This is a genomic window from Streptomyces sp. NPDC050548 (genome assembly GCF_044457385.1).
Taxonomy (GTDB): domain Bacteria; phylum Actinomycetota; class Actinomycetes; order Streptomycetales; family Streptomycetaceae; genus Streptomyces.
The window spans coordinates 1,230,230-1,243,100 of the sequence record NZ_JBITGV010000001.1 but is presented as its reverse complement, the minus strand read 5'-3'; the positions used below and the strand labels follow the sequence as shown (position 1 = coordinate 1,243,100).

Sequence of the window (12,871 nt, the reverse complement as noted above, 5' to 3'; positions counted from 1 at the left end):
GGGTGATCTTGGTCGAGAACCCGTCTACCAGGAGCTTCGTCGTTCCGCAGGAGTGTCCAACTCGCGGTCAGCGCCACGAGGTTGGAAAACGCTCACTGCTGGCAGGCACGAAGGAGCGCGACAGCCAGGCCACGGTGTAGCTGACAGCGCCAGGGTGAAGCGGTTGATTCGATTCGGACTGCACCGGGACCTGCGGAAGATCCGCCACGACCTGCGGCGCGCAATGCCGCGTTCGACCGGCACCCGCGCTGTGGACAGTGCCCGGGGTGACGGTTTGCTGGGTCGGGGTGAAGCCGCGGCCCGGCGGACGTCTGAGGGGTGTCGTGACCCATGGGCCTGGGCCCGCCTCCCCTGTAGTCGCGGTCGGCGAGTATGGGTACGCCCTGGCGTTCACAGATCCGGATGATCCGGTGGGCGCGGGCGGCAGTGAGATCGTGTGCGCGCGGCTTGCCGGCCCGGCGTCACGACGGCGCGGACAGCCTTGGGGTGATCGGCTCCAGCCTTTCCTCCCGGCGGCAGCGGTCGGCCCCGCCGCCGGCCTTCGGTCGGTGTGGTGCGTACGAGCCGATCAGGACGCCCGTCTGCCGATCAAGACGCCCATCTCGCGCAGCCGTTCCAGGCTCTGGCGGTATGTGGGGTGGGCGGCCTGGGCCGAGTTCAGGTACGGCAGTACGGCGACCGGGACACCCATGGCGGGTGCTTCGCGGACGGTGCCCAGAGCGAGGTTGTCGGAGATTCCGGCGGCCCATTTGTTGAGAGTGGGTGACAGGTCTTGAAGGTGGCGGGGGCTACCGCGATCGCGTCCGCGGGTCGGGTCGGGTCGGGCGTGGCTGGCTGGTCCGGGGTTCGCCAGGCCGAGCGGATGGGGTGGCCGGTCTGTGCTTCGACTGCCTCCGTGTCGAGGAATCCGAGTCCTTGCGGGGTGGCGACGACGCCTGCGTCCCAGTGCCGTTCCTGCGCTGCGGTGATCAACTTGCCCATGTCGGGGGCGACTCCGGCCGCGCAGACGACGATCTGGAGGAACGGCTTGTCGGGCTGGTCACTCACGCGGACACTCCCAGTCGGCGGCTGAAGTGGTGCGGCTCGGGCGGTGCCCGGCGGCGGTCGCGGGCCGCCATGTCGGCGACCGGTTCGCGTACGGCCGGGCGGCGGATGTCCTGGACCGCGCAGCTCTCGGCGATGCGCAGGGCCTGGTAGCCGTCGGCGAGTCTGCCCTGTTGACCGTAGTCGCGGGTGGGCAGCGCCAAGCGGCCGCCCGCCGTCAAGACCATTTCCGCGGCTGATGGCTGGACGTATGAGGGGCAACTCGCGGCGGCCGAAGACATGGTGCCGGGCTTCGCCATCAAGAACGCGAAGGGGAACCAGCCGATGAACCGAACCTACGTCGGTGGCACCCACATCGAAACCGGGGAGATCGCCCTCGCGTCGTCCGGAGGTGGAGGTGCTCCCGGAGGCATCGGTCCGACGTGCGGATTCTGCGCCGAGGGTGATGTGGTGCGCGCTCTCGGCGGCGATCCGGAACTCGTGGGTCGTGAACTGCCCGGTGGCGTTGTCGGTTCAGCCCGGCTGGTCAGGGGCCGGTGTGGAGGTGGGAGGACCAGAGGAGGGGGCTGTTGCCCGCGTATTCGTCGCGGACACGGCGGACGGCGGTGTGGAGGAGGCGGGCCGGGTCGGCGGCGGGGGCAAGGCCGGCGTAGAGGTCGGTGGCGATCCGTGCGGCCACGTCGTCGACGATCGGCCACAGCGTGCCGATCACGTGTGGGTAGCCCGCGAGTTGGAACGCCGACGCGATGTGGATGACCTCGTCGGGCAGCACGTCGCCGCCGCGGGCGGTACCGCACGCGGACAGATACGCGAAGTACGCGTCGGGCACGCGCATCCGGCCGACGTCCACGACGGACAGGTGACCGCCGGTCAGCGCCAGACGGTTCGCCGAGGGGTCGGCCACGTCGGTCGTGGCGTGGCAGGCGATGTGGACCCAGCCGGCGGTCGCCAGGTGGGTCCGTACGGTGGCCGGGTCGGCCGCCTCGTCCAGGAGGACCCGGGCGTTCGGCAGGTACGTGGCGGCCACCGCGGCCTCCCCGCGCGCCGCGGGCAGCAGCGCCCCGGCGGTCTCGCCGATCGCGACGACGAGCGAGCGGTCCGGCGGTCGGCGGGCCACCGAGGCGCGGGCGCGCAGGAGTTGGTGCAGCGTCGGGGTGTACGAGCCGACGACGCGGTCCAGGGTGGAGCGGCCGTCGGCGGCGGCGTGATGGCCCGCGGCGTGCAGCGGCAGCAGCGAGAGCTGGCCGGTCGGCAGCCACCACAGCCGGGGCAGCGGGTCGGGGGCCGGGCCGAGGCCCAGCGTGTCCAGCACCGGCCCGGCGATGACGTCCCACAGCCAGCCGAGCAGGCTGGTCACGAACCGCCCTGCGGCGCGGCGCAGTTCGGCCGCGGCGGTCGGGGCGCGCAGGAGGTCCTGGGCCAGGTCGAGCGCGACGCGGCGCTCCTGGACCGCTTCGGGGGTGAGTCCGTACAGCGGGATCACGCGGGTCTCGTCGGCGGTGAGCACGAGGGCGTGGCTGCCGAAGCGGCTCACGTTCACCACCACGACGGGTCCGTGGGCGGCGACCTGCGAGCGTACGACCTCGTCCACGCGGACCGGCGGCTCGCCCAGCGCGCGGGAGAAGAGCACGCATCGGCCACGTTCCAGCAGGTCGAGTGCCTCGGCGGGGTCGGCGCCGCGGTTCAGCGCGCAGGCGGCGGCGTCGGAGGCGAGGCCCGCGAAGGGCTGCAGCTGGTGTTCCTGGTCGTCGCGCCGCTCAAGTTCGGCGACGAGTTCCGGGAGCAGGTCGACGGCGAGGCGGTACGCCTCGGTCGCGGCGTCGAAGTCACCGTTCTCGGCGGCCAGTTGGGCCCACCGCTGGGTGGCCAGGCCGCGGACCCGCAGGGGTGCGCCGACGGTTCGGGCGGCCTCGGCGTAGGCGCTCTCCGCGGTGCGCGGGTCGGCGTGGGAGAGCGAGAACGCGGCTCCCTCGACGAGGAGGTGGGCGCGCCGCGGGGCGTCCTCGGCGGGGGCGGAGCCGCGCGGCGCGAGGCGGGAGGGGGCGGGCGGCACGGGCGGTGCCGGCGGTGCGGGACGGGACGGCGGGCCGGGCTGCGCCGGGTGGGCTTGGTACGCCGGGTGGGCCGGGCCGGTCGACACGCCGGCGGCTTCGGCGAGTTCGGGTACGTCGGCGAGTTCGGCGAGCGCCGCGTCGCGCCGCGGATGCCCGGGCGGGTACGCATGGGCGAGTTCGGTGGCCAACAGCCGTGCCTCCGCGAGGTGTTCGGGTCCGCCGCCGTCGGCGCCGTAACGCGCCACAAGTGCCAGCGCGAGCGCGACCACTGCCCCGGTGCGTAGCGTCTCCCGGTCGATCGCCGCCGTCAGCGCGGACCGGCAGACGGCCACCGCCTCAACCGCGGTGGCCGCGGCGGGGCGGCGTCGGTAGGCGTGGCGCAGCGCGATGCCGAGCCGCACCTGCCGCAGCGGCCGGTCGCGGTGGTCGGCAGGGGTGAGCGCCAGCGCGCGCCGCAGCGCGTCGACGGCCTCCTCCAGGCATGCGGAGTCGCCGGCCCGCAGATACCGTTCGAGGCGCGCGGCGGCCAGGTCGCCGAGTTCGGCGGCCCGCGCAAGGGGCCCCGTAGGCGGGCCGGTTGCCGTGGGTCGGTCGGGCGTCGCGGGCTCACCGGCTGCCCGCCCGGCGTGCCCCGGTCGCCCACTCCCCGGCCATGTGCTCGCCGACTCCGCACCCCCCTGCCCCGCACCCCCTTGTCCCGCGTACCCCGGCCACACGCTCTCCGGCGTCACGTCTCCCGCCCCCGCACTGTCCGGCCACGCAGGCACCGCCCGCCCGCCGTCGCCCAACTCGTCCGCGGGCCACGGGCGTTGCGACGGGACCGCGCCCGCCGCACCGTCCAACGAGGGCGGGACGCCGGTCAGTTCGGCGATGTGGGCGTGGACGGCCGCGAGTCCGGCCAGGGCGGCTTCACGGGTGTCGGGCGCGGACGACGCCTCTTCGTACCGCATCCTCGCCATGACGAGCGCGCCGCGGTCCGCCGTGTGCTCGAAGCGGCAGCGCTGGGCCTCCGCGAGCACGAGCAGGCGGCGCGGCCGGGTCTGCGGGAAGGCCGGCGGGTCGAACACCGCGTCCTCGCCGAGCCGTACGGCGGTGTCGAGCAACGGCAGCGCGGGATCGCGCCGGTAGGCGTCGAGGAAGCGGGCCGCGAGGTCGCCGATCGACGTCAACACGTCGGTGAGCCAGGCGCTCGTCACGACTTCACGCCACAGCGCGACCGCCATGCGCAGCGCGCGCGGATCGTGCGTACGGCCCCACTGCGCGAGGACCGCCCCGCCCAACTCGCGCAGCTGCAGAGCGGTGTCGCGCTCCTGGAGCGACGCGTCCACTCTCCTGCGGTCCGGCACGAACCGTTCTACGGCGCCGGAGATCGCGTTCCGGAACCGCGAGGCCTCGGTGCCGTCGCGCAGCATGCTCCGCCACTGCGCGGGCGTCACGTCCAGGCTGGGCAGCGACGAGCCGCACAGCGCGTCTACCGCCGCGTCGAACTCGTCGCGCGTCCAGGGAGTTTCGCGGGCATCGCGGTCTCGCCGCGCGCCGCCCCCGGAACCCCCGTCGCCGCGGGCCCCGCGTGAGTCCCGGTCTCTCGCGGTCCGCGGCCACTTCGCGTCATCCGGCACGTCGGCACTCCAGGATCAGCCGCAACGGGCCGGGAATCTCGTACCCGCGCCCGTGGTCGTGGACCAGCGCCAGCAGCCGTGCCGCCTCCGTCAGGTCGCGGCCGGAGGTGCTGCCGGCCCGGTAGCGCAGCCAGTGCACCATGCCGCCGACGTAGTCGGACTCGGGATCGAAGCCCTCGTTGGGGCCGAGCAGCGCGCCGAGTTCGAGCTCGACCTCTCTGTCGAGGACGGCCGCGCCGTCCCCGGTCTCGCGGTAGCGCTCGATGCGTTCGCGCAGTCCGGCCAGGAGCGGGTCGGTCACCGGCCGTCCGCCAGGTCCGACCGCACACCGTCGATCATGGCCTCGATGAAGGACCGCTCGAACGCGACGTACGGCTCCTGCGTCCTGATCCTGCGGCCGTTCTCGGTGAAGAACGCCGAGTCGGGGATCGTGTCGGCGGCGGGCGGGATGAACTTGAGCATCTCCTGGTAGGAGCCCAGAGCCTCCTCCAACGCCCGCTGCATCTGCGGCTTTTGAACGCCGCGGCCGAACAACTTCCGCAGCCCGGTTCTCCGCCCGCGCAACTGCTGCGCCCGGCCCATGGCGTCGAGCGCGACCATGCGCCACTCGGCGGCGTCGATGATCTGTGACGGGTCGGGGCCGCCGTACATGTCGTCGTACCGGGGCACCAGGCCGGGGAGGCGGAACACGAAACGGCGCTCGGCGCCACATCCCATGCACACGAACTCGTGGTCGGAGGTGAGGCCTTGGGCGATCACGCCGGTGCTGTGCCGCATCCCCGTCCTCGCGACGGAGCCGCACACACAGGGGTGCAGGCGCATGTAGAGGTGCTCTTCCGCGATGGACCGGGCATACGGCAGCGCCATGCCTCCACCATAGTTACTTCGTGGCCAACTCACCGCTAGGATTTGCCAGTTATGAGCGACGACCGTGGTGAGATCGCCCGGCTCTGCGAGAATCTGCCCTGGTTGCGCGACGCCGCGCGGGCCGACGGACTGAGCGAACGGCTGGAGGCGGTGGTCTCCGTCGCCGCGGCCGGCCGCACAGAAGGCGTCACCGCGATCCTGCGACGCCTGGACCTCCCCGAGGCCGCCGAGGTGCGCGCGCCCGGCGGCATCGTCTACCCCGCGACGAGCGAGGAGCGCTACGGCGTCGAGGCCTACGTCTGCCCGGGCGGCGTGTGCGACCGCACCTGGGTCCGGCCGCCGGGTGTACGCGTCACGGTGTGCGCGGTCCACGGCGCGAAGATGCGCCGGCAGCGGTCCACATGACCGGGCTCCTCGTCGATGTCGGCCGACAACTGGCCGAGCGCTGGATCTCCGTGCTGGTCCTGCCCGGACTGCTGCTGACCGGGGAGCTCGCGGTGGGCCTGCTGGTCGGCCAGGGCGACGCGCTCTCCACCGACCGGCTGGTGCACGAGGCCACTGACGCGGCGCGGCGGGTCCAGGACGCGGGCGGCGCGGCGGTGGCGCTGGCCGTGCTCGCGCTGCTCCTGGCCGCGGGAGCCCTGGGGCTGGCGGCGCAGGGGGTGGGCCGGCTGGTGCGGGCGGCATGGCTGGGCGACTGGCCGCGGTGGGCGCAGGTCCCGCGCGACCGCCTGGCGGACCGGCGGCTGCGACGTTGGCAGGACCACCAGGCCGAGGTGGCCGCCGCGGTCGGGGCGGGCCGCGACCCGTCGCAGGCCGCCGGGCGACGCAACCGGATCAGCCTCGCGCCGCCGGTCCGGCCCACCTGGATGGGAGACCGCCTGGCCGGCGCGGACGTACGGGTCTTCGCCGAGTACGACCTCGATCTCGCCGCGTGCTGGCCGCGGTTGTGGCTGGTGCTGCCCGGCGACGTCCGCGAGGAGTTGCGCACCGCGTCCGGCGCGCTCGACGCGAGCACCGTGCTGGCCGGATGGGCCGTGCTCTACGCGCTCGGCGGCGCGCTGTGGTGGCCGTCGGCGGTGGCCGCGGTGTGCGTGTGGTCCACGGCGTGGGTGCGTGGGCGCGGGGCGGTGGCGACGTTCGCCGATCTGATCGAGTCGACGGTGGACCTGCACGGCGCTGCCCTGGGCGCCGCCCTCGGCCTCGGCGCGCCCGGCTCGCTCGGGCCGGAACTGGGCGCGGAGATCACCGCGCGCTGCCGGAAGGGCGCGTAGGCCATCGCGGGGCTCGGGGCTCGGGGCTCGGGGCTCGGGGGGAGGGGGCGCAGGGCCGGATCGGCCCGTGTGCTCTCGGAACACCCCCGCGTGGGCGGGAACCACGACGGCGTCTTCGTCCTGCACCGGCACCTGTGGGCTGTGCGTCGCCATGCGTGGGTCTGAGGTCGACTGCCGGTGGGTGTTCCGGCTCGCAGAGCTGTGACCTAGCCTTTTGTCCCCGTGGCGCAAGCGGCGACGCGAACTGGCCGAAACGGACTTCGGGTCACGAGCCGTCGCGCAGTTCGCGCAGACGCTCGCGGGTGAAGTGGATGTCGTCGAAGGTGACCGCGCAGCCGTCACCGGTCGGCGACTGTGCCTCGAAGCCGATGGAGACGGACGTGGCTGTGTCGTCGAGGGTGAAGAAGCGGATCATCCGCCAGGTCTTGCCGTCGAGGGACGCGTGGTAGGCGAAAGCGTGATCGATACGGGAGACGCGCAGCCACACCGTCCGGCCGTCGACTACGAAGGCGTTGGCGTCATCGGCGACCCCGCGGGCGACCACGGAGACGATCATGGGCTCGCGGTCGGGAGAGAACTCGAAGCAGAGCTTGCCCCAGTTGCGGTCGTCGATCCACAGGAGCAGTACGCCGGCGTCGAAGGTGGACGCGAAGCCGACGGTGACGCGTGCGCCGAACTGGAAGTCACCCTCCGGCGGGACGCCGAGCAAGGTCGCCGCGTTGAGCATGGACTCGGCGTTGAGCTGGGAGTCCGCTCCCGGGTCGATGAAGATGTCGCTGTGAGCGGCCGCCGTGGCTGTCAGCGTGGCGGTCGCCTCGTCGAAGGTCCACGCCTCGCCGGACGACGGCGAGAGGGTGAAGGGCAGGCCGGGCACGGTACCGGTGATGGTCATGTCGTTTCCTCCTGCGGACCGGCCATCGGTCGGCCACGACGCCGGAACGCGGATGTCTGGTTCAAGGTGAGCGGTCCCCGTGCGCTTCGGGGATGAGGTCGTGGAGGGTGCGGCGGACGACGTCCTCGGTGAACTCCTGTGGCAGGAAGTACCGTTGCAGGCCGATGCCTTCCTGCACGGCGTCGATGACGTGACCGCTGACGCCGTGGATGTGGCGGGAGACGGCGTCCTTGGCACGGCGCATCCACTGCCGCATCAGTTCGGCATAGCGCTCGTCGCGGATCGCCAGAACGTACAGCTCGGCCAGCAGCACCATGTCGCGCCTGCGGTCGCGGGAGTCCGCGACGATCATCTGGACGAGGCGCTCACGAGGGTCCTCGCCAGGTTCGAGATCTCCCATGGACTCGTCGAGCGGTGAGAAGAGATCGTTCGCGAAGCGCTCGAACGCGATGAAGATCAGATCGTCCCGGTTCGGGAAGTGGTAGGTCATCGACCCGAGCGGCACGTCGGCCGCCGCGGCGATGGTGCGGTACGTCGCGCCGCTCAGCCCCCGCTTCTCGATGGTGTCCAGTGTCACGGCCAGGATGCGGTCTCGTCGTTGCGGCTCGGTCCGCCGCGATACGGCACTCATCGGCTCAGGACTCCTCGCGGTCGGCACCCTGCGGCGACTTGCCCCATCGGACCATAAGAACGTTCGTGCGATAAGGGTGGGTGGACGACATCGCCGGCGCTCCGATCTCTCGTCCCCGTTGCTGTAGGGCCTTCACCGCCTGCTCGGCCGGAAACCTTGACCAGCTGATCCCGGTCGACAGCTACGACCTGGCGAGGTGTACTCCGACGCGGGCGGCCAGAGCGGCAGCGGTACGGCGGCGATGGGTGCGGAACAGGCCGCGTTGACCGCGCGGGCGGTGGCCGAGGCGTTGAGCGTCCTGGCAACTCCCGCCGAGCTGGGCGCAGTTGACGACCGGCGGCTGACGCGGGTACTCGGTGCGATCGGGCCGGTCGTCGTCATGCCGGACGGTCCGCTCGACACCTCGCTCGGCGGGAGTCCGGTGCGATGTGTCATCGACGGTTCGTCGCTGGACCGGCAGCCCGTCGAGGCCGTGCGCGACGGTGGCCCCGGCGCCGATGTGGATCTGCTCGTCGGCACCGACCGCGAGGAGGCCAGCCTCTGCACCGTGCCCTCGGGCCGAGGCCCGACCGAGGCCCGGCCGCTCGCCCTCGCCGAACGGCGCCTGGCCGACCCCCGGGAAGGGCTCACCGCCTACCGGACCGCCCAACCGGCCGACCGGCCCGCCGAGTTGGCGAGCCGGCTCATCACGGACACCTTCACCCGGGCAGCCGACTCCGCACCGACGCCCACGCCCGCCACTGCGTGGAACTGCCGTCCGTCTTCCACCGCACCGCACGCACCGCCCTGCTTGGCCCCCCACCGGCCGCCGTCCGGCCCGGCGGATCGCGTTCATCCGTGACGGCGACCCGGGCTGGACGCCGTACGGCCTCGTGGCGCGTGCTCAGCGCCGCTCGGGGAGTTGTCTCAACGCCGGGTCCGTGACGCGGGCGAGCAGGGCGGTGGTGAAGCGTTCGGCGTCCAGGACGCGGAACGGGCCGGAGGGGTGCGGGCGGGTGGTCGGGTCGACGCGGTCGGTCAGGTTCAGCTGGTTGTGGATGCCCGCTACGGCTTCGTAGGCGTAGGCCAGGTGTTTCTCGCGGGTCTGCCAGTCGGTGGCGGCCAGGGCGGCGGTGAGGACCGGGGTGAGACGGTGGCCGGCCGTCGTGCGGGCGAAGGCGGTGCCCAGCCATTTGTCGTACGGCGGGTAGCGGCGGTCCATGAGGAGGCACAGGCGCATCAGGTGGCGGGTCAGGTGGGCCGCGGCCACCGCGGAGCCCAACTCGTCGCCGACCTCGCCGCAGCGGCCCACGAAGGCTTCGCGTTCGGTGATGTGCTGCCACTCGCGGGCCAGGACGTGCAGCCAGACGTCGTGGGGGTACCAGCGCAAGGTGTGGCGCAGGGGGCCGAGTTGGTGGAGGCCGTCGTGGAACACCGCGCCCCCTGTGACCTCGGTGAGGAGGCGGGTGGGGGTGGCCAGCCAGTCGGTGGGCGTGATCGCGTGGGCCGGGTCGAAGCCGAGGGTGTCGGTGAACCAGGCCGCGGTGTGGGTGACTTCGACGCAGTGGTGGGTGGGGTGGCCGTGGAAGGTGCTCGGGAGGTGCTCGGCGAGGTGGTGTCTGATACGGCCGGCGTGCCGCGGTAAGTCCCGGGTGCGGAGGAAGAGTTGGAGGCGCGGGCCCCAGGTGTGGTCCCGTGAGCGGGGGGTGTCGTAGCCGAGGACCTCGGAGCCGGCGCCGATGCGGGCGGCGGAGTGGGGGAGGGCGGGGGCGGTCTCCTCCAGGAGGGGGCGGACGGTTTCTGTGTAGAAACGGCGGGAGAGTTCGAGGCCCGGTAAGAAAGTTGGCATATTCGTGAAGCTCATGCGGGGACCCTGCCCAGTCCGGGCATGATCGTGTGTGCGAATTTGCGGCGGCGGCGGCGGTCGCGTCGGGCGTCGGTCGGCTTTCGGCCGGTGTGGTCAGTGCGTTCAGCTTTCGGCCAGCGCGGTCAGCGCGTCGTCCGTCAGGCGGTACACCGTCCATTCGTCCTGGGGGCGGGCACCCAGCGCCTCGTAGAAGGCGATCGACGGGGTGTTCCAGTTGAGGACGGACCACTCCAGGCGTTCGTAGCCGCGGGCCGCGCAGATGCGGGCGAGTTCGGTGAGGAGGGCCTTGCCGTGGCCGGCGCCGCGGGCGGTGGGGCGGACGTAGAGGTCCTCCAGGTAGATGCCGTGGACTCCGCGCCAGGTCGAGAAGTTGAGGAACCACAGCGCGAAGCCCACCGGTTCGCCGGTGGTGTCGTCGGTCGCCATGTGGGCGTAGGCGCCCGGGTGTTCGCCGAAGAGGGCCTCGTGGAGCTGTTCCGGGGTGGCCCTCGCCTCCTGGGGTTCCTTCTCGTAGGCGGCGAGTTCGCGGATCAGGGCGTGGATGACGGGGATGTCGGTGGGCGTCGCGGTGCGGATCATGCGGAAAGCGTAGAAGACGGGCTCGGGTCCGTGTTCTGTTCGGCGGCGGGCTCACGGCGGGGGAGGAGGAGGGGGGTTGCCAGGAGGAGGGCGCCCGCGAGTGCGATCGCCGTGCGGGGGGTCGTGGCCGCGGCCACCCATCCCCACGCGGCCGTCGTCAGTGCGATCGTCGCGCCGGTGCTGACCGACCATGCGGTGAGCGTGCGGGCGACCCGGTCGGGGGCGGTGTGTGTGAGGCGGGCGGTGGCGAGGAGGGGGTTGAAGACGCCGATGCAGGTCACCATGCCCAGTTGGAGGGCGGTCACCAGGAGCATCCCGGGGACTCCGGGGCGGACGAATGCCAGGCCGATCGGCCAGCACGCGCGCAGCGCTCCGGCGGTGAGCAGCACCCTGTGCTGTCCGAAGCGGGCCGCGAGCGGGCGGGCGAGGCGTGAGCCGACGAAGCCTCCGGCGCCGGAGGAGGCCGCGAGCACGAGGGCGTACTGCCAGGGCGTGAAGCCGAGGTGGCCCAGCAGGAGTACGGCGAGCAGTGGCTCGGAGGCCATGATCAGGGCGTTGACCGTCATCGCGTTGAGGAGCAGGGGGCGGAGGGTGGGGTGGGCGAGGATGTAGCGCCAGCCGTTCAGGAGATCGCCTGCGCGGAGTCGCGATGCGTTGTGGGGGGCGGGGTGTGGTTCCGTTCCGCCGATGGCTCGGATGCCCAGGGCCGAGAGCAGGTAGCTCGTGGCATCGGCCATCACGGTCGTCACCGGGCCGAGCAGGCTGATCGCGGCTCCGCCGAGTGGGGGGCCGAGCATCGTCGAGGTCCAAGTGGTGGATTCGAAGCGGGCGTTCGCGACCAGCAGGTTCTCGGGGGCGATGAGGGACTTGAGGTAGGCGCCGCTCGCCGCGTTGAAGGCGATGTTGGCGGTGGCGACGGTGATGGAGACGAGGAGCAGCTGGGTGAAGGTGAGTCCGTCGAGCGCGTAGGCGACGGGGATGCTCAGCAGGGCCGCGAAGCGGGTCAGGTCCATCGCGATCATCACCGGGCGTTTGCGGCGGAACTCCACCCAGGGGCCCAGCGGTACCGCGATCAGGGAACCCGCGGCGCGGCCTGAGGCGGCCAGTACCGCCACCTGGGTCGGGCCCGAGTGCAGTACGAGGATCGCCAGTACGGAGAAGGCGCCGAAGCCCAGGCCGGTGCCGTACGAACTGACCGCGAACGCTGCCCACAGCCAGCCGAACTGGCGGCCCAGCCTGTCTCTGCTCACCTGCGCTCCCTCTGTCGGACGACCTCAGGGATCCAAGCGAGTGGCGCCGCCCGTGGTCAAACAACCGGCTCGTTGTGCCTCTACAACCACGGGTTGTGCCTGCCTGTGCTCGGAATGTCGATCACGCCGGGGGCGATACTTGCGTGCGTGAATCGGCTCATGCGAATCATCCGGGGCCTCCACAGGGTGTGGGCTTACGTCCGCAGCGCTCCCGGCACGTATGTCTGGCTGGGGATTCTCTTTTTCACGACCGTCGCCATGCATCACATGTCGCCGGACTTCGAGCAGGAGTTCCTGCGGCAGCGGTCCACCAACATCCACGAGCTGTCGAACAATCCGGTGCGGGTGCTGTTCGCGAGCGCGATGTGGATCGACGGGGGGCGTTGGCTGCCGTACGCCGTGCTGTACACGGTGTTCCACGCGCAGGCGGAGCGGTGGCTGGGGACTGCGCGGTGGCTGATGGTGTGTGTGGCCGCGCATGTGCTTGCCTCGTTGATCAGCGAGGGGGCGTTGTTGTGGGCCGTGAAGAACGGGATGGCGCCGCAGTCGTCCCTTGACACCCTTGATATCGGGGTGAGTTACGCGTTGGCGGGGGTGGTGGGGGTGCTGGTGTATCGGATCGCTGTGCCTTGGCGGTATCTGTATCTGGTGGTCGTGGTTGTGGTTTACGGGGTGCCCTTGGCTACCCATCGGACGTTCACCGATCTCGGGCATTTCACCTCCATGGCGATCGGGCTGGCGTGTTATCCGCTGGTCAGGGGGTGCGGAAAAGCATGGAATCCGAAGGAGACAGTGGCCGCCTTCAGGGGTTAGCG

At 72.0% G+C, this 12,871-nt stretch carries 12 protein-coding genes and 3 pseudogenes; 4 read left to right on the top strand and 11 right to left on the bottom strand.

Annotation, left to right across the window (positions count from 1 at the left end; all coding sequences use genetic code 11):
* Positions 1-138: 138 nt before the first annotated feature.
* From ACIBJH_RS05910 to ACIBJH_RS05885, 6 genes and pseudogenes are all read right to left on the bottom strand, one after another.
* Positions 139-443, bottom strand: a pseudogene (locus ACIBJH_RS05910) (transposase family protein); the annotation flags it as partial.
* A gap of 18 nt (positions 444-461) precedes the next feature.
* A pseudogene (locus tag ACIBJH_RS05905) lies at positions 462-1,047 on the bottom strand (flavoprotein).
* Positions 1,044-1,261 (bottom strand): annotated as a pseudogene (locus tag ACIBJH_RS05900) (transcriptional regulator); the annotation flags it as partial. The pseudogenes ACIBJH_RS05905 and ACIBJH_RS05900, both read right to left, overlap by 4 nt.
* 309 nt (positions 1,262-1,570) lie before the next feature.
* Positions 1,571-4,717, bottom strand: a complete 3,147-nt coding sequence (locus ACIBJH_RS05895) for a CHAT domain-containing protein (RefSeq protein ID WP_399115563.1) — start codon at positions 4,715-4,717, stop codon at positions 1,571-1,573.
* A complete protein-coding gene (locus tag ACIBJH_RS05890) occupies positions 4,707-5,018 on the bottom strand; it encodes a hypothetical protein (protein WP_399115562.1) in 312 nt (103 codons plus the stop codon). The genes ACIBJH_RS05895 and ACIBJH_RS05890 overlap by 11 nt, the downstream gene beginning before the upstream one ends.
* A complete protein-coding gene (locus tag ACIBJH_RS05885) occupies positions 5,015-5,584 on the bottom strand; it encodes a hypothetical protein (protein ID WP_399115561.1) in 570 nt (189 codons plus the stop codon). The genes ACIBJH_RS05890 and ACIBJH_RS05885 overlap by 4 nt, the downstream gene beginning before the upstream one ends.
* Before the next feature lie 51 nt (positions 5,585-5,635).
* Here ACIBJH_RS05885 and ACIBJH_RS05880 point away from each other — a divergent pair, with 51 nt between their 5' ends.
* Both ACIBJH_RS05880 and ACIBJH_RS05875 read left to right on the top strand, forming a co-directional pair.
* Positions 5,636-5,989 (top strand): hypothetical protein, encoded by a 354-nt coding sequence (locus ACIBJH_RS05880; RefSeq protein ID WP_399115560.1) that lies wholly within the window; start codon positions 5,636-5,638, stop codon positions 5,987-5,989.
* Entirely contained in the window at positions 5,986-6,858 is an 873-nt protein-coding gene (locus ACIBJH_RS05875) for a hypothetical protein (RefSeq protein WP_399115559.1), read from the top strand. Before ACIBJH_RS05880 ends, ACIBJH_RS05875 begins: the two co-directional genes overlap by 4 nt.
* 265 nt (positions 6,859-7,123) lie before the next feature.
* On the opposite strand, the gene ACIBJH_RS05870 is transcribed toward ACIBJH_RS05875, so the two are convergent.
* Together ACIBJH_RS05870 and ACIBJH_RS05865 are read right to left on the bottom strand one after the other, a co-directional pair.
* A complete protein-coding gene (locus tag ACIBJH_RS05870) occupies positions 7,124-7,750 on the bottom strand; it encodes a DUF1349 domain-containing protein (protein ID WP_399115558.1) in 627 nt (208 codons plus the stop codon).
* A gap of 61 nt (positions 7,751-7,811) precedes the next feature.
* Positions 7,812-8,381 (bottom strand): TetR/AcrR family transcriptional regulator, encoded by a 570-nt coding sequence (locus ACIBJH_RS05865; protein ID WP_399115557.1) that lies wholly within the window; start codon positions 8,379-8,381, stop codon positions 7,812-7,814.
* A gap of 196 nt (positions 8,382-8,577) precedes the next feature.
* Here ACIBJH_RS05865 and ACIBJH_RS05860 point away from each other — a divergent pair, with 196 nt between their 5' ends.
* Positions 8,578-9,222, top strand: a complete 645-nt coding sequence (locus tag ACIBJH_RS05860; protein WP_399115556.1) for a hypothetical protein — start codon at positions 8,578-8,580, stop codon at positions 9,220-9,222.
* A 42-nt stretch (positions 9,223-9,264) separates the two neighbouring features.
* On the opposite strand, the gene ACIBJH_RS05855 is transcribed toward ACIBJH_RS05860, so the two are convergent.
* The 3 genes from ACIBJH_RS05855 to ACIBJH_RS05845 all read right to left on the bottom strand — a co-directional run bounded on the left by ACIBJH_RS05855 (position 9,265) and on the right by ACIBJH_RS05845 (position 12,056).
* Positions 9,265-10,209, bottom strand: coding sequence for a DUF4037 domain-containing protein (locus tag ACIBJH_RS05855; RefSeq protein ID WP_399115555.1), 945 nt, complete (start codon positions 10,207-10,209; stop codon positions 9,265-9,267).
* A gap of 120 nt (positions 10,210-10,329) precedes the next feature.
* Positions 10,330-10,806 carry a GNAT family N-acetyltransferase gene (locus tag ACIBJH_RS05850; RefSeq protein ID WP_399115554.1) on the bottom strand — a complete coding sequence of 159 codons (477 nt, stop codon included), beginning with the start codon at positions 10,804-10,806 and terminating at the stop codon, positions 10,330-10,332.
* Positions 10,803-12,056 carry an MFS transporter gene (locus tag ACIBJH_RS05845; RefSeq protein WP_399115553.1) on the bottom strand — a complete coding sequence of 418 codons (1,254 nt, stop codon included), beginning with the start codon at positions 12,054-12,056 and terminating at the stop codon, positions 10,803-10,805. Before ACIBJH_RS05845 ends, ACIBJH_RS05850 begins: the two co-directional genes overlap by 4 nt.
* Before the next feature lie 159 nt (positions 12,057-12,215).
* On the opposite strand from ACIBJH_RS05845, the gene ACIBJH_RS05840 reads away from it, so the two are divergent.
* Positions 12,216-12,869, top strand: a complete 654-nt coding sequence (locus tag ACIBJH_RS05840; RefSeq protein ID WP_399115615.1) for a rhomboid-like protein — start codon at positions 12,216-12,218, stop codon at positions 12,867-12,869.
* The last annotated feature ends 2 nt before the right edge of the window (positions 12,870-12,871 follow it).